Here is a 21,523-nt window from a genome sequence, read left to right as displayed (position 1 = left end):
GGCCGGCGACCGGGCCCGGGGCCGGGCTTGGTCGTATCTGCCAGGGATCAGCGCCCGAGATGCCGCACTTGCTGTAGGAATCCGTCTTCAGGGCTCGTATGTGCGGCATATAAGGTGAACCCCATGCCGACATTCCGGATCAGTGAGGCCGCCGACCTCCTCGGCGTCAGCGCCGACACCGTCCGCCGCTGGGTCGACTCCGGGCGCCTGCCCGCCGACCGGGGCGGGAGCGGGCACCGCGTGCTCGAGGGCGCCGACCTCGCCGCGTTCATGAGCTCGGGCGACCACGAGGACCCCGCGCGGCGCACCTCCTCGGCCCGCAACCGCTTCCGCGGCCTGGTCACCCACGTGGTCCGCGACCGTGTCATGGCCTCCGTGGAGATCCAGGCCGGGCCCCACCGCGTCGTGTCCCTCATGAGCCGCGAGGCCGCCGACGAACTCGGCCTGGAGGTCGGCAGCACCGCCACCGCCGTCGTCAAGTCCACCAACGTCGTGATCGAGACCACCGGAGACCGCCATGCCTGAGACGCCCCCCAGCTCCCGCATCCCACGGCGGGACACCCCGGCCCTGAGCCTGATCGCCGCCGCCACCTGCCTCACCCTCGCCGCCACCGCCTGCGGCGGGGGAGAGTCCGACGAGGACGGCCAGGGCCAGGACGCCGGGGAGCTCTCCGGCGAGCTCGACGTCTTCGCCGCCGCCTCCCTGACCGACGTCTTCGAGGACCTGGCCGCCGACTTCGAGGCCGAACACCCCGACGTCGACGTCGTGCTCAACTTCGCCGGCAGCAGCGAACTCGCCGTGCAGATCAACTCCGGCGCCCCCGCCGACGTCTTCGCCGCCGCCGACACCGCCACCATGGGCCAGGTCACCGACGACCTCGGCCTGGACCCCGACTGGGCCGGGGAACACGGCGAGGACGGCGCGCTCTTCGCGACCAACACCCTGCAGATCGCCGTACCGCCGGACAACCCCGCCGGGATCGAGACCTTCGACGACCTCGCCGAGGACGGCACCGACGTCGCCTTCTGCGCCGACGAGGTCCCCTGCGGCGCCGCCACCGCCGAGGCCATGGAGGCCGCCGGCACCGACATCACCCCCGTCACCTACGAGGAGGACGTACGCGCCGTCCTTACCAAGGTCGAGCTCGGCGAGGTCGACGCAGGCCTCGTCTACACCACCGACGTGGTCTCCGCGGAGGACCGCGTCGAGGGCATCGACTTCCCCGAGGCCGAGGAGGCCGTCAACGACTACCCGATCGGCCTGCTCTCCGGCGCGCAGAACCCCGAGGCCGGCGAGGCCTGGATCGAGCACGTGCTCGGTGAGGACGGCGCCGCCGAACTCGACGCGGCAGGGTTCGGCACCCCGTGACCACCGCTTCCCCTGCCACACCGGCCGCCCCGGGACGGCGCCGACTGCGCGCCCGCTCGGGGCGGCCGCCCTGGATCCTCGTCGTACCGGCCCTGGCCGCCGTCGCCTTCCTGGTCCTGCCCTTCGCCGGACTGCTCGTCAGCGCCCCCTGGCCCGACATGGGCGAGCGCCTGCGCGACCCCGAGGTGCTCAGCGCGCTCTGGCTCTCGCTGACCACCGCCACCGCGGCCACCGTGGTCTCCCTGCTGCTCGGGGTTCCGCTCGCCTGGCTGCTGGCCCGCACCGAGTTCCCCGGCCGCCGCCTGGTGCGCGCTCTGGTGACGGTGCCCCTGGTCATCCCGCCCGTCGTCGGCGGTGTGGCCCTGCTGCTGGTCCTCGGCCGCAACGGCATCCTCGGCACCCATCTGGACACCTGGTTCGGGATCACCATCCCCTTCACCACCGCAGCCGTGGTCATGGCGCAGGTCTTCGTGGCGATGCCGTTCCTGGTCATCAGCGTCGAAGGGTCCCTGCGCGGGGCCGACCGGCGCTACGAGGAGGCCGCGGCCACCCTCGGCGCGAGCCGAACCACCGTCTTCACCCGGGTCACCCTGCCCATGGTGCTGCCCGGAATCGCGGCCGGGGCCGTGCTCTGCTGGGCCCGCGCACTCGGGGAGTTCGGTGCGACCATCACCTTCGCCGGCAACTTCCCCGGGACAACACAGACCATGCCCCTGGCCGTCTACATGGCCATGCAACGCGACCCGGAGGCCGCCGTCGTGCTCAGCCTCGTCCTGCTCCTGGTCTCCCTGGCCGTCCTGGTCACCCTGCGCGAGAGGTGGGTGAACGCCTGATGGGCAGCTTCCTCGACGCACAACTGCGGCTGAGCCGCGGCACGTTCGCGCTCGACGCCGCCCTCGGCGCCGAACGCGGTGAGATCCTCGCCCTGCTCGGCCCCAACGGCGCCGGAAAATCCACCGCCCTGCGTGCCCTGGCCGGCCTGGTGCCCCTGGAGGACGGACACGTGCGCGTGGACGGGCGCGACGAGACCACCACCCCGGTGGAGCAGCGCCCCATCGGCATGGTCTTCCAGGACTACCTGCTGTTCCCGCACATGAGCGCCCTCGACAACGTCGCCTTCGGGCCCCGGTGCCAGGGCGCCGGCCGGGCCGAGGCGCGCGAGCGGGCCGCGGGGCTGCTCGAGCACCTGGGCCTGGCCGAACACGCCGGTGCCCGCCCCGGACGCCTCTCCGGCGGCCAGGCCCAACGTGTGGCCCTGGCCCGGGCGCTGGCCGTGCGACCGCGCCTGCTGCTGCTCGACGAACCCATGGCCGCCCTGGACGCCAGCACCCGGGTGGAGGTGCGGGCGCGCCTGCGGCACTGGTTGGAGGGGTTCGAGGGCGCCACGGTCCTGGTCACCCACGACCCGCTCGACGCCATGGTGCTCGCCGACCGGATCGCGGTGGTCGAGGGCGGCCGCGTCGTGCAGCAGGGCACCCCCACCGAGGTCGCCCGCCGGCCCCGCACCGCGTACGTGGCCCGGCTCGTGGGGCTCAACCTCTTCCGCGGCACCGCCGAGGGGACCACGGTCACCCTGGACACGCTGGGGGAGGAGGAAACGGTGGAGGTGCGCCTGCCCGCGCCCGCCGAGGGTCCCGCCCTGGTCGCCTTCCCGCCCCGGGCCGTCGCGCTGTACTCCGAACCCCCGCACGGCAGTCCCCGCAACGTCTGGCGGGTGCGTGTGGACGGGGTGGAGCGCTTCGGCGACCAGGTCCGCGTGCACCTGGCCGGCCCGCCCGACCTGGCCGCCGACGTCAGCCCCGCCGCCGTGGCCGAACTCGGCCTGGTGCGCGGACAGACGGTCTGGGCGGGTGTGAAGGCCGCCGAGGTGGAGTCCTACGGCGCCTGAACGGGGCGCTCCGGGGCGCGGCGCGAGTTTGGCGAACGGGGCCGGGGAAAAGCTGCCCTTAACGGGATATTCGCGGCGCGGCCTGGGGAGACTGTAGGCACCCGGAGACGGCGGTGAGTCCCCCAACGGCGGAGGAGGGTGCCATGTCCCTGAGAGAACATGAACGGCGTATCCTCGCGGAGATCGAACGCAAGCTGGACGAAGAGGCGCCCGATCTCGCGGACCGACTCGACACTTTCGCGGCCGAGGACCCGGACGCACCGGCCGACCCCGACCTGGGGAGCTGGAAACCCTGGGCGGCGTGCGCGGTCATCGCCGCGGTGACCGCCGGCCTGCTGGTCCTGCTGTTCCTGCTCACACCGGGGACCCCACAGCCCGAACCGTCCGGCGAGAGTGTTCCGGGCACGGGCGAGAGCCTGCCCGCCGACGACCCCGCCGGTGAGACGGTGGAGGCACCTGGATCCTGACCGACCGCTCCGGCCGCATCGGCCGGGGGGACGCACGAGGGCCGTCCGGCGCTGCGCCGGACGGCCCTTCCATGTCGACGGGTGGAGCGGGGTCAGCCGTCCTCGCCCAGGACCACGGTCCAGTGGGGGCCGTCGCCGTCATCGACCACACCGACGCCGACGGTCGTGAAGTCGCAGTCCACGAGGGAGTCGCTGCCCCCGCGGCCGCTGTCCCAGGAGTCCATCGCGGCCTGGGCGTCCTCCGGTCCGGAGGCGGAGAAGTGCGCGGTGCGGCCCTCGTGGCCGTCCAGGCCCGATGCCGGCCCGCCCAGCTCGAACCCGGACCGTCCGGTGGAACCGAGACCGGCCTGTTCCGCGCTGTTGTCGCGCGCGGCCTGCGTGAGCTGCTCGTCTTCGGTGAGGATCTCGCAGCCCGAGGCCGTGCGTGCGTCGTTGATGAGGGAGAGGAGCTCCTCCTCGGCCTCCTCCCAGTACTCGACCTGCTGCCGGTCGGGCATCCCCGGTGCGTCCGCGTCAGGCCCGGAAGGCGGGCCGGCGGTCGGCCCGGACGGTCCCGTGGGCCCGGTCGGTCCGGCCGGTGCGGACGGCGGACCCTGCGGCCCGCCGTGGTGGTGTCCGAAGGGGTCTGCGGGGTGGGCGGCGCCGGTGGCGGCGGCGCAGGACAGCGCCACCGCACCCACGGCCAGTGACCAGCGGCGGATGGAGTGAGTGAGTTTCACGTCGCCTCTTTCGTCGGCAATGGGGGACCGGCCGGGCCGGCCTGGCCACCCCGGGGTGCGGTGGAGGGTCAGCCGGTGCTGCTCGCGGTGGTCTCCTTCCAGGCCCCGTCCGGCCCGGCGTGCAGGGTGACGCGCTCGTAGGAGACGTTGCCCTCGTCGTCCACGACGCTCTGGACGTAGGAGAGCGAAGCCCCGTCCGGCCCGGCCTGTGCGTCGCTGCCGGTGAAGTGCGACTCGGCCAGGGCGAGGGCGGGAGCCCCCAGGGTGAGCCCGGCGGTGATCACGGCCACCGCAAGGACCCGGCGTTCGTGCCCCATCTGTTCCTCTTCTCGGTGCATGTCAGGAAACGGGTGTGGAAAACGATCAGGCGCGGTGGTGCATGCACCACCGCGCCTGATTCCGGAGTGTCCTAGCGGGTACCGCTGATGGTTCCGCCCTGGCCGGCGCCCCACGGGCCGGCGTACTCGTAGCCGTCCACGTAGACGCTGCCGCCGTGGTGGTGGCCGTGGCCCTGCTCGACCTTGTCACCCTTGTGGTGGAAGTCGGGGCTCACGACGGCGGAACCGGTGCCCCACTGGGTGGCGCCGGTCGGACCGGCGTGCTGGCCGCCGGAGCCGTAGAAGCTGTCCGCCATCGCCACGGCCGGGCCGCCGAGGGCCAGGGCAGGGGCTGCAACGGCCGCGAAAGCGATGCGGGTCAGGGTCTTGCGGTTCATCAAGTGTCCTCTCGACACGGATACGCTCTTCCGGTTCGGCCGACCCGGCTCGCTCGGGGCGAAGGGCCTGTCCGAAGCCACCCCTGTCATGCCCCTCGACCACGGGCTATAACGCTCCGTAGCGAATAAATAACTTAAAGTAAAATTAGGTTCCCTGTGTTGGACCTTTACCCGGGTTGGCCTGGGGGGCACTTGAACGCGGGCTGCCTTGGCAGTAGTGGGGGCTGCGCCTTCCGTCCGATTTTGTCGCTTATGGGGTTGGCTTGGCGATTGCCGCCGGCACCCCACGACGAAGGCCCGCACCGGGAGAGTCGCACTGCTCCCGGTACGGGCCCTTGGCTCCGGAGATGGTGCGTTAGGGCAGGCCGTTGGTGAAGTCGGCGGCCAGCGGGCCGGCCACCGACGAGCCGCCGCCACCGCCGTCGACGACCAGGGCGAAAGCGACATCGCCCTTGTAACCGACCATCCACGCGTGGCTGGGCAGCTCGTCATCGTCGTCGGCGTCCTCGGCGGTGCCGTACTCGGCCGTGCCCGTCTTGCCGAAGACCTCGCCCTCGAAGTCGATGTCCTCGGCGGTGCCGTCGGTGATCACCGCGCGCATCATCGGCCTGATCGCCTCGGCGTTGGCGATGGGACGCGGCTCCGGCAGGTCCTCGACCTCCGGCTCGTTCACCAGCACCGGGTGGCGCCATGAACCGTCGGCGATCGCGGACGGCAGGGTGGCCATGTGCAGCGGCGAGGTCAGGATCTGGCCCTGGCCGATGCCCTGCGAGCCCAGCATTGTCGCGCTGTCCACCGCCGGGAAGACCGGCTCGTGGCTGGTCACACCGACGTCCAGCGGCTGGTTCATCCCGAACTGCTCGGCGCTGGCCTGCAGCTGCTCGCCGTTGAGCCGGTCGCCCAGCTCCGCGACGAGCGCGGTGTTGCAGGAGGTCGCGAACGCCTCGGTCACCGACTGCGATCCGTACTCGGCCTCGTTCGCGTTGCGGAACGGCCACCCGCCCAGCTCGTACTCCTCGGGGCAGTCCATCGTCTCGTCCGTGGACATGCCGTTGTCGAGCAGCGCACTGTAGCTGACGATCTTGAACGCCGAACCGGGCGGGTACTGGCCCTCGAAGGCGCGGTTGAACCCGCCGGGAACGTTCACGGCCGCGAGCACCTCACCCGTGGACGGGCGCATCGCCACCAGACCCGCGGGGTCGTCGGCGTCGATGATCGCGTTCGCTGCGGTGTTCTGCACGTCCATGTCGATGCTGGTGGTGATGTCCTCGCCGTCGGAGCCGTCGAGCGTCGCCACGGTGTTGTCCTCGGTGGCCTCCACCGAACCCTCGGCCTGGGCCTCCTCGGCGTCGGCCATCACGATCGTGGTCGCGGCCTCGCCGGCCAGGTGCTCCTCGTAGGTGCGCTGCAGGCCGTCCACACCGATGGTGTCGCCGACGCTGTAGGCCGGGCCGAGACGCTCGACGTCGTCCTCGTCGGCCTCACCGAGCGAGCCCGCGAGCATCTGCAGCGAGCCGGAGGAGTCGGGTCCGTCCAACCGGGTGCCGTCGGCGGCGAGGATGTGGCCGCGCTCGCCCCACACGGCGGTGCGGGCCAGGACCTGGCCCTCGCCCAGCCCGGGGTAGGCGACCTCGGGGGAGAAGTCGATCCACCACTCGCCGTCCTCGCGCAGGAGCGGGAGCTCGCCCTCCCAACCCCAGTCGTCGGCGTTGGTCAGCGAGACGGTCACCTCGTAGGAGGCACTGCCCTCGCCACCGTCCACGGACGGCTCGCCCACGTTGACGTCGATGGCGTCCACACCCAGTCCGGCGTCGATGCCGCCGAGGATCTGCGCGGCGTCGTCGCCCATGGTGGTCTCGGCCAGGGCCTCGTAGTCCTGGGCCTCCCAGCTCGAGGCGAAGGCGGCCGTGGCCTCCTCCGGCTCGGGCAGCTGCCACACGTACCAGCCGATGCCGCCGCCGATGAGGGCGAGCACGAGCACACTGGAGGCGCCGATGATCAGGCCCTTGCGGGACTTGCGGCCCTCGCCCTCGGGCTCCGGCCCCGCGTCCGCGCCGTGGTCGGCACCGTAGCCGTCGTGGCCGTTCCCGCCGCCGCGGCCGCCGCCGTACAGGTACTCGTAACCGTCGGAGGCCGGGGGCTGTGCCGGGGCCGGGCCGCCCGGGTAGGGGGTGTCGCCCTGGTACGCGGGCTGGCCGCGGTAGGGGTCGTCCCAGTCGTGGCCCTCGGAGGGGCCGCCGCCGTACGGGGACCCGTCGGAACCCGCGCTCCAGGAGTCGTGCGTGTGGTCGTCGGAACCGGGGGAGCCCCAGGATCCAGCGGCACCGGCCGCGGCGGCCCCTGCGGCGCCCGCAGCGCCTGCTGCGCCCAGACCCCAGGCGGCGGCGCCCCAGTGCCCGCCGTCCTCGTCGGAGGCGTTCCGGCCGCGGTCCGGGTCGTCGGGGCGGCCCTCGCCGTGTGCGGTGCTCGTGCCCCAGGCGTAACCGCTGTCGTGCTGGTCGCCCGCGGAGTGTCCGCCCCACGTGTGGTCGGTGTCGGAGCCGTAGGGGGAGTCGTGGCCGGTGCCCCAGCCGCCGGAGCCCCAGGCGTCGTCCTGGTTCCCGGTGCTGCCTTCGGTACGTTCGGCGCCGGCGCTCCACGCGTCGTGTTCGCCGTGCACCGGGTCGGTGCCCCACGAACCTTCAGCGCCGCCGTACGGGGACCCCTCCTGGGAGCCCCAGGCGTCACGGGTGCTGTCTCCGGAGCCCGTGCCCCATGTGGAACCGGTGGTGTCGGGGTGCCATTCGCTGCCCGCGTCACCGGCACCTGCGTCTGCGCTGCCCCAGGCACTGCCCGCGGCAGCCCCTGCACCGAAGCCGCCCATGCCGGTGCCCCGATCATCGGGGTCGCCCGTGTGGTCGGAGTCGGAGCCCCGCGCCTCGCGGTCGCTGCCCCAGGTGGCGTCGGTCCCGGCCGCGCCGGGGTCGCCTTCGCTGTATGCGGAGCTCGTGCCCCAGGCGTCACTGGAGTAATGCGCGCCGGAGCCCCAACTGTCGTAGGACTCGTGCTGTGCCTGGTCGGCGTCCCGGTCCCATCCGGAACCGGTGGTGTCGGGGTGCCATTCGCTGCCCGCGTCGGCGGCGCCGGTGTCTGCGGTGCCCCAGCCGCTGCCTGCGGCAGCCCCTGCGCCGAAGCCGCCCATGCCGGTGCCCCGATCATCGAGGTCGCCCGTGGGGTCGGAGTCGGAGCCCCGCGCCTCGCGGTCGCTGCCCCAGGTGGCGTCGGTCCCGGCCGCGCCGGGGTCGCCTTCGCTGTATGCGGCGCTCGTGCCCCAGGCGTCACTGGAGTAATGCGCGCCGGAGCCCCAACTGGCGTAGGACTCGTGCTGTGCCTCGTCGGCGTCCCGGTCCCCTCCGGAACCGGTGGTGTCGGGGTGCCATTCGCTGCCCGCGTCGGCGGCGCCGGTGTCTGCGGTGCCCCAGCCGCTGCCTGCGGCAGCCCCTGCGCCGAAGCCGCCCATGCCGGTGCCCCGATCATCGAGGTCGCCCGTGGGGTCGGAGTCGGAGCCCCGCGCGTCGCGTGTGGCGTCGCGGTCGCTGCCCCAGGTGGCGTCGGCCCCGGCCGCGCCGGGGTCGCCTTCGCTGTATGCGGAGCTCGTGCCCCAGGCGTCGTCGTGGTCTCCGAGGGAGCTTTCGGCGCGTCCGGCACTGGTGCCCCATGCGTGGTCGGCGTCGGAGCCGTAGGGGGAGGCGTCCGCGCCCCAGGCGCTGCCCGCGGCGGCACCTGCGCCGGCACCAGCACTGGCGTCCGGGTCGCCCGCGCCCCAGGCGCTGCTTCCGGGCGCGCTCCAAGCGCCGCCCGCGGAATCGGCGTCGGAGCCCCAGCTGTCGTGGGCGTCGTACTGTGCCCGGTCGTCATCACCTGTGCCACGCGAGGCGCCCGTGCCCCACGTGTCGTCCGCGTTCCACTCGCTGTCGGTGCCCGCAGCACCTGCGCTCGCAGTGCCCCAGGGGTCGCGCGCCTCATCGGCGTCCGGGCCCGTGCTGCTCTCGGAACCGCGGGCATCGTTGTCCGGGTCGGAGTCGTCGTCCGAGCGAGGCCCGTCGGAACCCTTGCCGGCCGTGGCGGTCCACGCGCCGTACTCCGAACGCGTGGAGCCCCAGGCGTCGTCCCGGTCACCCCACGCGGAACCGGATGCTCCGGTGGTGCTCTCGCCACGCGCGGCGCCCGCGCCCCACACGTCATCCGAGGAACCCGCGCCCCACGTCTGGTCGGCGTCGGAACCGCGGCCGTCCTCGGAGCCCCACGCGCCGGCTACAGCAGCCCCTCCGAAGGCACCCTCGCCCCAGGCGTCACCGGAGCTGCGCTCGGGGCGGTTCGTCCACGCGTCGGGGGTCTCATCTCCGCTGCGCGAGGCGCCTGCGCCCCACGTCTCACCGGGGGTACCCGCGTCGGTGTTCCAGGAACTGCCCGCGGCAGCCTCCGCGCCCGGGTCGCTCGGGCCGATCGCAGAAGGCGCGCTCCACGCGCCGCCGGCGCTGCCCGTGTCGTTGGAGGAACCGGTGCCCCAGGAACGGTCGCCTGCGCTGTTCGCGGCGTCGTGGTGCGCCTCGGCTCCATCGTGTGCGCTCCCGGCGTCGCTTCCGCCGTGTGCGGCGCTCGCACCCCACGGGTCGTTCCCGGAACCGGCACCCCACGCCCGGTCGGCGTCTGCGCCGCGGCGGGACTCGGCGTTCCAGGCGCTGCCTGCGGCGGCGTCCGTGCCCCATGCGTCGCTCGTGGAACCGGCGCCCCAGGAACGGTCGGTGGGGTCGCTCTCGCTGCGCGAGGCACTCTCGCCCCAGGCGTCACCGGCGTCGTCACGGTCCCCGTCGTCGGCCGCGCGCGCGTGCGCGTGACCGTCGCCGCCGAAGGCGGCGCTGCCGGCTCCCCCACCCGGCACGGGTGCGCCCCACGGCGTTCCGGGGTCCCAGGCGTCGTCGGCGTCGCCGGACCCTGCGTCGCTCCCGGAAGGTGCGTCACCGGGCACGGGGGGACCCCAGGGGGTGTGGAGCTCGGCGTCGGAACCGTCCTCGGCATCGCCCTCTGCGTCGCCGGAGGGACCCCCGCGGAAGGGGTTGTCCCACCCGTCCCGGGCGGGCTCCTCCTTCTCGGGGCGCTCGTAACCGAAACCGCCCGTCTCCTCGCGTGCGCTCTCCGGCGGCCGCTGAGGGATCCGGTACGGGTTCTGCGGGCGCGCCTCGGGGGCGCCGCCCGTGTCTGCGGAATCCTCGGGCGGCCCGGAGGAATCCGGCTGCCGGGGGGACCGTTCGTCCACGCCTGACCGTCCTTCGTTGAGTGGTCCTCGATACCACGATGCCCCGCTCCCACAGGAGCGGGAGCGGGGCACAGGGTTTGATGGCCGGCGTGGCGGTCGCCTCTCGGCGCAGGGCACAACGGGGCTCCAGGCCGTACGGTCACCCTCCCGGAAGAGGGGCCGGACGCGGTATTCCGCGAAGGCAATAGTTGAGGCCCGGGGGACACTTGCTACCACGCCGACCAACAGTGACTCTAACCCATGTCGGCCGCCCGTTGTTCCGGCACCTCCAAGAGAGCGGCATGCACTATGTCACGGCCGGTCCGAGGCAAAAAAGGCCGGTCCCGCAGAGGGGTGCGGGACCGGCCGGGAAGCCCGTCAGGGCAGGTCGGAGGGCAGGGGCGCGACGGCTCCGGGGGCGTGTGCCCTAGGACTGCCGGGCGGCCCCGTTCAGCTCCTCGCGGGTGAGCATCTTGAGCCGCTTGCGGCCGCGCTCGGCACCGAGCTCCTCCTCGCGGGCCTCGATACGCTGCCAGCCCTCCCAGGTGGTGAACTCGACGCCGCGCTCGCGCAGCAGGTCCCGGAAGGCCTCCGGCTCCGGCTCCACCGCCGGGGTCAGGGACTCGCGGTCGCCGACCAGGTTGGTGATCGTCTCCAGGGCGTCGCCCTTGGTGTGGCCGATCAGGCCGACCGGGCCGCGCTTGATCCATCCGGTCGCGTAGACGCCCTCGACCGGCTTCTCGTCCAGGTCCAGGACCCGGCCGGCGTCGTTGGGGACCACGCCGCGGGCCTCGTCGAAGGGAAGCCCGGCCAGCGGGGACCCGAGGTAACCGATGGCCCGGTAGACCGCCTGCACCTCGGTGTCGATGTACTCGCCGGTGCCCTTGACGTTGCCGTCGCCGGTCAGCTCGGTGCGCTCGGTGCGCAGCCCGGTCACGCGGTCCTCGCCGAGGATCTCCACCGGGCTGTGCAGGAAGTGCAGGTGCAGGCGCTTGGCGTCGCCGCGCTCGTCGCGGATGGCCCAGTTCTGCAGGATCTTGACGTTGGTCTTGACCTGGTTGGACTCCTCGCAGGCCTGCACGCTGTCCTCGTCCAGGTCGAAGTCCTCGGGGTAGACGATGACCTCGACGCCGGGCTGCTTGTCGAGCTCGCGCAGCTCCATCGGTGTGGCCTTGCACTGGGCGATGCCACGGCGCGCGAACACGTGCACGTCGGTGATCTGCTTGGCGCGCAGACCCTCGTAGACGTTGTCGGTGATGTCGGTCTGCAGCAGGTCGTCCGCGTCCTTGGCCAGGATGCGAGCCACATCGACGGCGACGTTGCCGGCACCGATCACCGCGACACTGGTCCCGTCCACGTGCCAGGAGGGGGCCACATCGGGGTGGGAGTCGTACCAGAAGACGAACTCGGAGGCACCGTGGCTGCCGGGCAGGTCGACGCCGGGGACGTCCAGCGGACGGTCCCGGTCGCTGCCGGTGGCGAACACGACGGCGTCGTAGTGGTGCTGCAGGTCCTCGAGCTTGAGGTCGACGCCGTACTCGACGTTTCCGTAGAAGGTGACCTCGGGCTTGTCGAGGATTTTGTGCAGGGCCCCCTGGATCTGCTTGATCCGGGGGTGGTCGGGTGCGACGCCGTAACGGACCAGGCCGTAGGGCGAGGGCAGCTTGTCGAGGATGTCGATGCTGACGGACGTGCCGCACGCGGACAGGGTCTCGTCCTTGGTGAGCAGGTCGGCCGCGTAGATTCCGGCCGGTCCCGCACCAACGATTCCCACTCGCAGGGGTCGCGTCATCGCACAGCTCCAAGTCTTCGCGCCAGAGTCGGACGCCATCAAAAGGTAAGGCTTGCCTAATCTATCCGGTGTCACGCACCGGAAACCCCACTATAAAGGTAGGAAATTGTGCTCCCGCGCCGGAGTCCTCCCGGAAGGGGGTCGAGTCCGTCCGGGCGCGGAAAACCCGCTCACAGCGGGCGCGAGGCCCTTCGGCGTCCGATCGGAAAGGGCCTCAACCAGGGGTCAACGCACGGTCGGCGGCCGTTCAGCCCCCGTGTGGCTGTGGGGAAAGTCACTCATGGCCGCGCTCGAGCTCCGCCTTCACCGAAGCCGCGAACCGCGGAACCTGTTCCTGGCCCGACAGCTTGGCCACGGCCGCCATGATCGCGTCCGAGGCCTCCCGGCGGGGGCGGGCCCGGTGGGCTTGCCCCGACCATGGTGACAGGTCCACGGGGGCGCCGAACCGCACCCCGACGCGGTTGAACGAGGGCACCTTGCGCCCGGGCGGCAGGATCCGTTCCGTGCCGGACAGCGCCACCGGCACCACCGGCGCCCCCGTCGTCAGCGCCAGCCACGCCAGGCCGGTCTGCGCCCTGTACAGGCGGCCGTCGGGGGAGCGGGTGCCCTCCGGGAAGATCCCGAACACCTCGCCGCCGTTGATGACCTCCACGCTCTCGTCCATCGCCTCCTGGGCGCTCTGCCCGGGGCGGCGGTCCACCGACAGCGGGCCGAGGGCGCGCAGGACCTTCGAGACCGCCTTGCGCGGCAGGGTGCTCTCGTCGAACAGCTCCCGCTTGGCGATGAAACGCACCGGCCGGGGGCAGGCCGTGCCGATGAAGAGCGGGTCGATCAGCGCCAGATGGTTGGACGCCAGGATCACCGGCCCCTCGGCGGGGACGTGGTGCACGCCCTCCACGCGCTGGGGCCACACGACCCTGCTCAGGGGGGCGACGACGACCTTGGCCGCTCCGTACAGTGACACGATGCCGACCCTTCTCGTTCTGTGTGGGGCTGACGGGGGTGGGGTTCGGCCGGGGCGGCGCCGGCGGCCGAGCCCCGAGCTTATCGCCGAGCACTCAGCACCCACGGCCACAGGTCCTCGGAATCGATGTCGCGAAGCCCTCCCGTGATACAGGACACACCCCGTAGGGTGATGGCCGGACCACAGGGTGATCGTGAAACGGGGAAGCCAGCCATGCCCACACTCGTCGACGTCAGCCACCAGATCACCGACGGGATGACCACCAGCCCCGGGCTGCCGGCCCCCGCGGTCGAGGAGGCCGGCTCAGGTGCCGAGTCCGCACCCGGAACCGGTGACACCGGAGGCCGCGTCAGCCTCGTCGGGGCCACCGGCACCTACGTCGAGATGCCCGCCCACCGTTACCGCGACGGCGCCGATCTGGCCGACCTCGACCTCGAACGCGTCGCCGACCTGCCCGGGCTCGTCGTCGACGCCACCGACCGGCACCCCATCGACGCCCGCCTCGTGGAGAACCTCGACGTGCGCGACCGCGCGGTGCTGCTGCGCACCGGCTGGGACCGCCACTGGCGCACCGACGCCTACGCCGACCCCGACCACCCCTACCTGGAGGAGGCCGCGGCCAAGCTCCTGGTCGAGGGCGGGGCCGCGCTCGTGGGCATCGACTCCGTGGGGGTGGACCGCACCGCGCCCGCCTCCGAGGGCGCCCGCCCCTCGCTCGGGCTGCTGCTCTCCGCCGGGATCCCGGTCGTGCGCCACCTGCGTGCGCTCGAGCTCCTGCCCTCCGACGGGTTCCGCTTCCACGCCGTACCCGCCAAGGTGCGGGGCATGGCCGCCTTCCCGGTGCGCGCCTTCGCCGTGACCGGCTGAACCGGAGGCCCCGCCCGATGTGGGCGGGCCCTCCCTCACAGGTCGGCGTCGACGTCCTTCTGGGCTCGGCGCCGTTCGCGTTGGGCCCGACGCTCGGCCTCCTTCTGCGCGGCCCGCTCGTCCTGGGCCACGGCGCTGGTCATGGCACTGGAGAGCGCACGCAACTCCATGTTGATGCGCGGGTAGGCGGGCAGCCGCGGCATCGCACCCATCCGGGGCGTGCGCCGCTCGTCCAGGGACGACACCAGCTCCTTGAAGGCCAGGTCGACCCGTTGCAGCGTGATGGTCCCGACCGGTTCGGGGTTCTCCAACTGCAGGGCCGACAGCGCCAGGTACCCGGTGCGCTGGGTGGCCACCACCACCGGCCACAGCGGCCGGGTCGAACGGGCGCGCGGTACGTCGCCCACGGCGCTGTCGTAGACACCGCGCAGGCTCACCAGCGCCGCCCGCATGTCCCGCCGCAGTTCGTAGCGGCGGGCGTCGGAGATGCGGACGTCCTGGTCGAGCACCTCCACCACGCAGCGGCGTGCGGTGTCCAACACCTTGATGATCGTCTGCGGGAGCCGCGTCGCCGAGGCCCGCCGCCACAGGATCAGCGCACCGGCCATGCCGACCAGCGAACCCACGACGGTGTCGATGATGCGCGACTGCGCGAGCTGCTCGACGGGGTAGGGCACCGCGGTGTAGGCCAGCAGCAGCGCCATCGGGGTCATCGTGACCGACCCGTAGAAGAAGTTGCGGCCCACCACTGCCTGGGTCAGCCCCTGGAAGCAGCCCGCGATCACCACGACCGCCACCAGCGGCAGGTTCTGGGCGAGCAGGAGCGCACCGATGAGAACGCCGAGCAGGGTGCCGAGCGAGCGCTGCAGCGACCGGTTCAGTGTCAGAACCACGTTGCCGCCCTGCAGCACCGCGGTCGTGGTCAGCGCCACCCAGTAGTAGTGGTCGAGCCCGATCCACAGCCCCAGCGCACCGGCCACGGTCACGGTGATCCACATGCGCAGCGCGGTCGGCAGGATCAAGGACTGGCCCGTCAGGCTGGAACGCAGTGCTCCCCACAGCGCCGGGTACCGGTCGTCGTGAAGGCGGCTGCCGCGCTCGTCCTCCTCCTCGGCCTCGTCGGGGGTGCGCCGTGCCGCCCCCGCCGCACGTGCCAGCAGACCGTAGACCCGGCCCTCCAGGGAACGCGGGCGCAGGCCCCGCCGCAGCTCATCCAGCTCGTCGGGGTCGGGGGCCGCAGCCGGATCGGCCACGGACGCGGCCATCTCGTCGGCGAAGTCGGCCGCACCGTCCGGCAACCGTTCGGTGCGCGCCATGCACACCTGCGTCGTCGCCAGATGGATGTCGGAGACCCACCGCAGCAGTGAACGCAGCCGGGCCGCCTCGGGGGTGCCCCGGTACCCGCGGGTCTGGGCCAGGAGCACGATCCGCCACGCGTCGGCCACGGCCACCGAGGCCTTGTGCTGGGCGTGGTCCAGCTCCTTGGTGCCCACCGCCCGCAGGAGCTTGGCGAGCTGGCGGAACGCCCCGGAGACCGCCTGGTACTCGGGGTGGCGGGCCCGCACCGGCGCGCCCGACATCGACACGCACCAGCCCACGGCCGCACCCAGCGCGGCCAGCCCCGCGTGCATCGGGACGTCGGCCGGGCCGCCCGGGACGATCGTGGAGATCGTTCCGACCAGTACGAAGAACATCGGCCCCGGCTTGTCGACCCGCCAGGCCGCGCACAACCACGTCGCGACCCCCGCCGTGAGTCCGATGGAGAAGACCGCGGCCCAGGGGGACAGCGCCGAGGCGAGCGACCCGACCGCGACCGCGGCCACGAACCCGAGACCCACCAGGGCCAGGGCCGCCGACCGGTAGGCGTAGGGGGTCTTCTTCTCGTACAGGACCGTCATCGACCCCAGGGCCGCGAGCGTGGCCATCCGGGGCTCGATGAACAGGGCGACCACACCGAAGGAGACGATCATCGCCACGGCGGCCTTCACCGCGGTGGTCCACTGCCAGCTGGTGCCCGGCTCCAGGCCGAACAACGCCTTCAGATCGACCTTGGGGCGGGGGCGCTCCGCCACGGCCGCACGTCTGGGGCCCTCGTCGCGGGAACCCCCCACGTCCATGGGGCCGGTGTTTCCAGTGGTTCCCAGATCTCGCACGGTCTCCATCCTAGAGATCGGTCCCTGCCGGGACGATCGGTGGTCATCTCTCCTGGTCGCGCGTGCTCTCGCCGGCCCGTGCACGGGCAGAACCGAGCTCGGCCTCGGCCCGCTCGGCGCGCTGCACGGCCGTGTCGCGTTCCTGCTGGGCCGCGGACAGCCGGGCCGCCGCGGCCTCACGGGACTCGGCGAGCGTGACCTCGGCGCTGCGGCGCTGTGTGTCGAGCTCGCCGGCGATGCGGTCCCGCTCCCCGGTGAGGCGCTCGACCTCGGCCATGAGGCGCTCGCGTTCGGCGGCAGCCGCCGCGGCTTCGTGCTCGCGCTGCTCACGGGCGCGCTCGAACTCGGCGTCCAGACGTGCACGTTCGTCGGCCAGGGTCCGCTCCGCGGTCACCGCACGGTCCTCGGCGCGGTCGGCGCGGTCTCGGGAACGCTGCTCGGCGAGGTCGGCCTCGTCCGCGCGCCGGGCGTGCTCGTCGCGTTCACGGCGCAGCTGGGTGATCTCTTCGCGCGCAAGGGCCGCGCGGCGTTCGGATTCGGCCCGCTCGTGGTCCAGTTCGGCCTGCGCGCGAGCGCTCTGCTGTGCCAGGCGTCGCTCGGCGGCCGCCAGGCCCGCGTTGGCCTCGGACGCGGCGGCGTCGCGTTCGGTCACGGCCCGCTCGTGCTCCTGAGCGTACCGGTCGCGCTCCGCCTCCGCGCTGTCGCGGCGTTCGATGGCCTCCTGGGCCATGCGTTCGGCCTCGTGCGTGGCCTCGACCGCGGCGGCCGCGGCCTTCTCCGCGCCGCGCTGTGAGGTCTCGGCCTGCCGGCGCCGGTTCTCCGCCTCCAGACGGGCGGCGTCGGCCTCGGCGACCCGCCTGGCGCCCTCGACCCGGGCCGACTCCACCTGGGCCTCGGCCGTGGCGGGGTCGCTCATGGTGGCGAACGCCTCGGTCGCCGAACGCAGGGTCTGCTCGAGCTGCTCGCTCTGGACGGCGAACCGGGTCAGCAGGTCGTCGGCGCGCAGCCGTGCCGCCGTGACCGGTTCGCCGCGTCCGCCTGCGGGGGCGGCGGGCGCATCCGCGGGGGTGTCGGAACCCTCACCGCTGCGCTCGGCCGCGTGCTCCGCGCTCGCGCGCTCGGCCTCCTGGGCCTGGCGCTGGCGTTCCTTCCAGGCACGCCATCGGGTGTGCTCGGGAAGTTCGCAGTACTGGGGCGGGCGCCCGGGGGAGGAGGACCGGGGGACGGGGCGGTCGCATCCGGGGAAGGTGCAGGTGTTGGTGTCGGAGGAGGCCACGGGGTGAGGGTAGCGTCTCGCCGCGACAGTGTGCCGGGGTGTGTCGCACGGGACACGGCGGTGGGTGGCCGCCGTGTCCGCCGGGAGCGCTCCTGCCCTTCCGTACCGGGTGTCATCGCACCCCGGGCACGCGAGAGCCCCCGGACCCTCGGGCCCGGGGGCTCCACCGATCTCGCCCAACCGCCGTTGCCGGTCCGGTCGCGGGCCAGGATCAGTCGTGGGCGCCGAAGCCGTCCACGCGGCAGACCATGGTGGTCACGAAGGGCTGGAAACCCTCCTGCTCGAGGAAGTCGATGTCCTCGGACGCGGTGGCCAGCGCGGAGAACTCGATGTCGCGGATCCCCGACGCGCTGAGCTGGTGGCGCATCTCCTCCAGGAGCTTGGATCCCACCCCGGTGCCGGTGTACTCGGGGTCGATGGCGAAGGTCTGGACGATGGCCACACGGTCGCCGCGGTCCCAGCTGCCCAGGGCGTTGTCGCGCAGGGTCACCATCGCGTAGCCGGCCAGGTCTCCGTCGTGCTCGGCGAGGATGGCCATCGTGTCGGGGTCGCGCATCCACTGCAGGTACTGGGCCCGGCGGCGCCGCCAGGACTCGTCCAGGCTCACCGCGCCGATGATGTCCTGCAGGTGCGGGGCGGTCACGGTGTGCCGCTGGTGGAGGGCGCCCCACAGGTCTGCGAGTTCCTCCACCTCGTGGGCCCCCAGGTACCGGAAACCGAGGACGCCCAGGTCGGACGGTCGAGGTTTGGTCATCAGCGAAGTTTGCATTTTCTTCTCACCCGTTCCAGCAGCGTGGGGTGGTGGCCACCGGGGTCGACGGACCCTGGGGCTCGGTGGTTGAGCTGTGACTCTGACTGTACGTGCGGGTATGCGCCCGTACATGCTCGACACGAAGAAAGTCGCGCAGGAGATCTCCGAAGAAAAAGAAGTGCGGTTCTTTCTTTCGCCCGTGCGGTCTCGGGTCCGCCCGGGGTGGACGGTGGTGCTGCCCCTGGACGGCTGAGCGCTGTGCACGGAATCACGCTCCGAAACCAGTCAACATGACCGAAACCAGAACGAAACAACAACACACTGTCTTAAGTTGGACTACATGATCGACGTTCGGCGGTTGCAGCTCCTTCAGGCCCTCGACCACCACCGCACCGTTGCGGGCACGGCCGAGGCCCTCAACGTCACACCGTCGGCGGTCTCCCAGCAGCTCGCGTCCCTGGCCAAGGAGGCCGGGGTCCCCCTCGTCGAACGCCAGGGCCGCCGCTTCCTGCTCACCGGGGCCGGACGGGTCCTGCTGGAGCGCGCGCACGTCATCTTCGCCGAGATGGAACGCGCCAACGCCGACCTGCACGCCTACTCCGCGGGCGACCGCGGGGTCGTTCGGGTGGGCGCCTTCTCCACCGGCATCAGCGACCTGGTCGCCCCCGCCCTCGCGCGCCTGCGCGGGAGCCACCCGGGCTGGAACTTCGAGGTCGTCCAGGCCGAACCCGAGTCCAGCACCGAGATGCTGCGCTCGGGCCGCATCGACGTCGCGCTCACGATGTCGACCTCCCACATGCCCGCCGCGGGGGACCCCGAGTTCCACACCGAACCGGTCATGGTCGAGCTCTTCGACGCGATCCTGCCCTACCACCATCCCCTCGCCTCGCGCACCGACCTGCACCTGGCCGAGGACCTCGCCGAGGAGGACTGGATCATGTCCGCCCCCGGCACCGCCTGGTACTCCTGCGTCACCGCCGCCACCAGCCAGGCCGGGTTCCAGCCCCGCGTGGCCCACATCGTCGACGACTTCAGCGCCGTCTTCGCCCTCGTGCGCGCCGGCCTCGGCATCGCCGTCGTGCCGCGCCTGGCCTGGACCGGCCTCAACCCGCCGCACGTGGTCGTTCGCGGGGTGCGCGACACCGCCCGCCGCCACGTGGTCGCCGTGACCCGCGCCGGTTCCAGCGCCGAACCCCTGCTCACCGCCGTGCGCGAGGCCGCGAGCAAGGTGCCCGTGCCCTCCGTGGGCCCCTTCGCCGTCGCCGGCTGAGCTCACCCCTCCTCGGGAGGCTCCGGAACGTCGTCCAGCACACCGCGCGCCGCCTCGTGCAGGTAGCGCGCGGTGACCCGGATCGGCTTCCACACCCACCCGCCGGTGCGCCCGGCCAGGTAGACCTGCCGCACCCCGCCCAGCTCGCCCAGAGGGGCGTGCGCCACCCCGCGGCGCGTCGTGGCGGCCGAGCGCGGGACCAGGGCCACCGCCAGCCCCGCCGCGACCATGTCCTCGATCAGCGCCATGTTGTCGATCCGGTGCACCAGGCGCGGCGTGAAACCGGCGTCGGCGCACATGCGCTCGACCAAGGCGTCCTCGTCGCTGCGGAACGGGCTGGCGATCCACGACGCGTCCGCGTGCTGCTTCAGGCGCCGCCGGGTGAGCGTGCGGCTGTCGGCCCCCGCCGAGGGCTGGGAGAGCAGGAGCTCCTCCGTGCCGATCGGGCGCACCGTCAAGGTCTCCGGGAAAATCCGGGGAAGAAGGCTGTACTGGTACACCACCCCGAGATCGGCGCCGCCCTCCTGCAGCAGGTCCAGCGCCTGCACCGACTCGTACTCGGTCAGGTCGACCTCGATGCCCGGGTGGTCCTCGCGCAGCCGCCGCAGCGCCGGCAACACCACCGGGGCCGCGCTGGTGTACATGACCAGGTGGACACGGCCCACCGGCTCGCCGCCGCCCTCGAACTCGGCGCGCGCGGCCTCCACCCGCGCCAGGATGTCCACCGCGTGCTCGGCCAGGCGCCGCCCCGCCGGGGTCAGGCGCACCCGGCGCCCGTCCGGTGCGATCAACGGGGCACCGGCCTCACGCTCCAACACGGCAAAGTGCTTGGACACCGCCGACGTGCTCATCCCGGTGACCTCCGAGACCGCCGCCATCGTGCCCAGGCGTTCCAGCTCGACCAACAGGCGCAGCCGCGTGAAATCCATCCACCGAAACTACATGGTTCATCAACCGGAGCTCCCTGGACAGAAACGGAGCGTCTGGATGCAATGGTCCGGTGATCCTCTCCTTCTTCCCCTCGCTGCGCCGTGCCCGATTCGGGGTGCCGGCGCCCCTCATGCTGGTCATCGGCATGTTCGCCCTGCACACCGGCAGTGCCCTGGCCGTGCACGCCTTCGAGGCCGCCGACCCCGCCACCGTCACCTGGATGCGACTGACCTGGGCCGCGCTGCTCCTCATCGCGCTCGGCGGGCCCTCCCTGTGGCGCGCGGTACGTGCTGCGAGCGCCCGAGAGCTCGGCGCCGTGGTGATCCTGGGCACAGCGAGCGCGGGGATGATGCTCTTCTACTCCGAGGCCACGGCCCGGATCGAGCTGGGCACCGCGACCTCCATCGAGTTCCTCGGAACCCTCGTGGTCGCCGTCCTGGCCATGCGCCGCCGCCGGGAACTGGTCTGGATCGTCGCCGCCGTGGCCGGGGTCGTGTGCCTCACCCGCCCCTGGGAGGGCGACCTCGACCTCGCCGGGGTCGGCTTCGCCCTGGCCGGGGCGCTGTGCGTGGTCGGCTACATCGTGCTGACCCAGCGGGTGGGGGCCGGGTTCGGCGCGGTGCACGGCCTGGCGCTGTCGATGGTGGTCGGCTCCGTGGTCACCGCACCCCTGGGCGCGGCGGGCGCGGTCGTGGACCCCGACCCGCAGCTGATCGTGTTCACGCTGCTCATCGCCCTGCTGTTCCCGATGATCCCGTTCCTGTTGGAGATGGTGGCCCTGCAGCGCATGAGCCGCACGGCCTTCAGCACCTTCTCCAGCCTGGAACCGGCCGTCGCGCTCATCATGGGCATGCTGCTGATCGGCCAGACGCCGGTCGCCGTGCAGGTCGCCGGCATGGCGCTGGTCGTGATCGCCGGAATCGGGGCCGCCCGCGGAGACCGCTCCGACGGCCCCGCCGTGCGCCGGGTGGTCCGGCGCCGGAACCCCGACCCCGGTCCGGGGGTGGAGGACGGCCCTCCCGGACCGGCCTCTTCCACCGACCCGGCCCACCCGGCGCCCGCACCGGCCTCGCCCTGACCCCGGCCC

Annotated in this window: 19 protein-coding genes; 9 read left to right on the top strand and 10 right to left on the bottom strand. The window is 72.8% G+C overall.

Annotation, left to right across the window (positions count from 1 at the left end):
* Nucleotides 1-123: 123 nt before the first annotated feature.
* From IDM40_RS17725 to IDM40_RS17705, 5 genes are all read left to right on the top strand, one after another.
* A complete protein-coding gene (locus tag IDM40_RS17725) occupies nucleotides 124-525 on the top strand; it encodes a TOBE domain-containing protein (protein WP_193123126.1) in 402 nt (133 codons plus the stop codon).
* Complete coding sequence (gene modA / locus IDM40_RS17720) at nucleotides 518-1,369, top strand: molybdate ABC transporter substrate-binding protein (protein WP_193123125.1); 852 nt, start codon at nucleotides 518-520, stop codon at nucleotides 1,367-1,369. Before IDM40_RS17725 ends, modA begins: the two co-directional genes overlap by 8 nt.
* Nucleotides 1,366-2,202, top strand: a complete 837-nt coding sequence (locus IDM40_RS17715; protein ID WP_193123124.1) for an ABC transporter permease — start codon at nucleotides 1,366-1,368, stop codon at nucleotides 2,200-2,202. Before modA ends, IDM40_RS17715 begins: the two co-directional genes overlap by 4 nt.
* Complete coding sequence (locus IDM40_RS17710) at nucleotides 2,202-3,257, top strand: ABC transporter ATP-binding protein (RefSeq protein ID WP_193123178.1); 1,056 nt, start codon at nucleotides 2,202-2,204, stop codon at nucleotides 3,255-3,257. Before IDM40_RS17715 ends, IDM40_RS17710 begins: the two co-directional genes overlap by 1 nt.
* A gap of 143 nt (nucleotides 3,258-3,400) precedes the next feature.
* Nucleotides 3,401-3,724, top strand: a complete 324-nt coding sequence (locus IDM40_RS17705; protein ID WP_193123123.1) for a DUF3040 domain-containing protein — start codon at nucleotides 3,401-3,403, stop codon at nucleotides 3,722-3,724.
* 92 nt (nucleotides 3,725-3,816) lie between these two features.
* Here IDM40_RS17705 and IDM40_RS28850 read toward each other — a convergent pair whose 3' ends face one another.
* From IDM40_RS28850 to IDM40_RS17675, 6 genes are all read right to left on the bottom strand, one after another.
* Nucleotides 3,817-4,443, bottom strand: coding sequence for a CAP domain-containing protein (locus IDM40_RS28850; RefSeq protein ID WP_328807048.1), 627 nt, complete (start codon nucleotides 4,441-4,443; stop codon nucleotides 3,817-3,819).
* A 68-nt stretch (nucleotides 4,444-4,511) separates the two neighbouring features.
* Nucleotides 4,512-4,781, bottom strand: a complete 270-nt coding sequence (locus IDM40_RS17695; RefSeq protein WP_193123122.1) for a hypothetical protein — start codon at nucleotides 4,779-4,781, stop codon at nucleotides 4,512-4,514.
* A gap of 71 nt (nucleotides 4,782-4,852) precedes the next feature.
* Nucleotides 4,853-5,158, bottom strand: coding sequence for a hypothetical protein (locus IDM40_RS17690; RefSeq protein WP_193123121.1), 306 nt, complete (start codon nucleotides 5,156-5,158; stop codon nucleotides 4,853-4,855).
* A 355-nt stretch (nucleotides 5,159-5,513) separates the two neighbouring features.
* Nucleotides 5,514-10,454, bottom strand: a complete 4,941-nt coding sequence (locus tag IDM40_RS28845) for a penicillin-binding transpeptidase domain-containing protein (protein ID WP_328807047.1) — start codon at nucleotides 10,452-10,454, stop codon at nucleotides 5,514-5,516.
* 406 nt (nucleotides 10,455-10,860) lie between these two features.
* Nucleotides 10,861-12,207, bottom strand: a complete 1,347-nt coding sequence (locus IDM40_RS17680; protein WP_193123175.1) for an FAD-dependent oxidoreductase — start codon at nucleotides 12,205-12,207, stop codon at nucleotides 10,861-10,863.
* A gap of 292 nt (nucleotides 12,208-12,499) precedes the next feature.
* On the bottom strand, nucleotides 12,500-13,189 hold the full coding sequence (locus tag IDM40_RS17675) for a lysophospholipid acyltransferase family protein (RefSeq protein ID WP_193123120.1): 690 nt from the start codon (nucleotides 13,187-13,189) through the stop codon (nucleotides 12,500-12,502).
* A 213-nt stretch (nucleotides 13,190-13,402) separates the two neighbouring features.
* Here IDM40_RS17675 and IDM40_RS17670 point away from each other — a divergent pair, with 213 nt between their 5' ends.
* Nucleotides 13,403-14,056, top strand: a complete 654-nt coding sequence (locus IDM40_RS17670; protein WP_193123119.1) for a cyclase family protein — start codon at nucleotides 13,403-13,405, stop codon at nucleotides 14,054-14,056.
* Nucleotides 14,057-14,091: 35 nt separating this feature from the next.
* Here IDM40_RS17670 and IDM40_RS17665 read toward each other — a convergent pair whose 3' ends face one another.
* The 3 genes from IDM40_RS17665 to IDM40_RS17655 form a co-directional block, all read right to left on the bottom strand.
* Entirely contained in the window at nucleotides 14,092-16,173 is a 2,082-nt protein-coding gene (locus IDM40_RS17665; protein ID WP_193123174.1) for an FUSC family protein, read from the bottom strand.
* Between the two features lie 79 nt (nucleotides 16,174-16,252).
* A complete protein-coding gene (locus tag IDM40_RS17660) occupies nucleotides 16,253-17,485 on the bottom strand; it encodes a coiled-coil domain-containing protein (protein ID WP_193123118.1) in 1,233 nt (410 codons plus the stop codon).
* 211 nt (nucleotides 17,486-17,696) lie between these two features.
* Nucleotides 17,697-18,239: a GNAT family N-acetyltransferase gene (locus IDM40_RS17655; protein ID WP_193123117.1), complete on the bottom strand. Its 543-nt coding sequence runs from the start codon at nucleotides 18,237-18,239 to the stop codon at nucleotides 17,697-17,699.
* Between the two features lie 127 nt (nucleotides 18,240-18,366).
* Here IDM40_RS17655 and IDM40_RS28670 point away from each other — a divergent pair, with 127 nt between their 5' ends.
* Nucleotides 18,367-18,489, top strand: coding sequence for a hypothetical protein (locus tag IDM40_RS28670; protein ID WP_268959352.1), 123 nt, complete (start codon nucleotides 18,367-18,369; stop codon nucleotides 18,487-18,489).
* A gap of 87 nt (nucleotides 18,490-18,576) precedes the next feature.
* On the top strand, nucleotides 18,577-19,506 hold the full coding sequence (locus tag IDM40_RS17650; protein WP_193123116.1) for a LysR family transcriptional regulator: 930 nt from the start codon (nucleotides 18,577-18,579) through the stop codon (nucleotides 19,504-19,506).
* Between the two features lie 2 nt (nucleotides 19,507-19,508).
* Here IDM40_RS17650 and IDM40_RS17645 read toward each other — a convergent pair whose 3' ends face one another.
* A complete protein-coding gene (locus IDM40_RS17645; protein WP_193123115.1) occupies nucleotides 19,509-20,435 on the bottom strand; it encodes a LysR family transcriptional regulator in 927 nt (308 codons plus the stop codon).
* Nucleotides 20,436-20,506: 71 nt separating this feature from the next.
* On the opposite strand from IDM40_RS17645, the gene IDM40_RS17640 reads away from it, so the two are divergent.
* Entirely contained in the window at nucleotides 20,507-21,514 is a 1,008-nt protein-coding gene (locus IDM40_RS17640) for an EamA family transporter (RefSeq protein WP_193123114.1), read from the top strand.
* Nucleotides 21,515-21,523: the final 9 nt, after the last annotated feature.

Origin of the sequence: Nocardiopsis coralli, assembly GCF_014892575.1 — a bacterium.
In the GTDB taxonomy this organism is placed as follows: Bacteria; Actinomycetota; Actinomycetes; order Streptosporangiales; family Streptosporangiaceae; genus Nocardiopsis; species Nocardiopsis coralli.
This window is presented reverse-complemented; position numbering and strand designations above follow the sequence as displayed.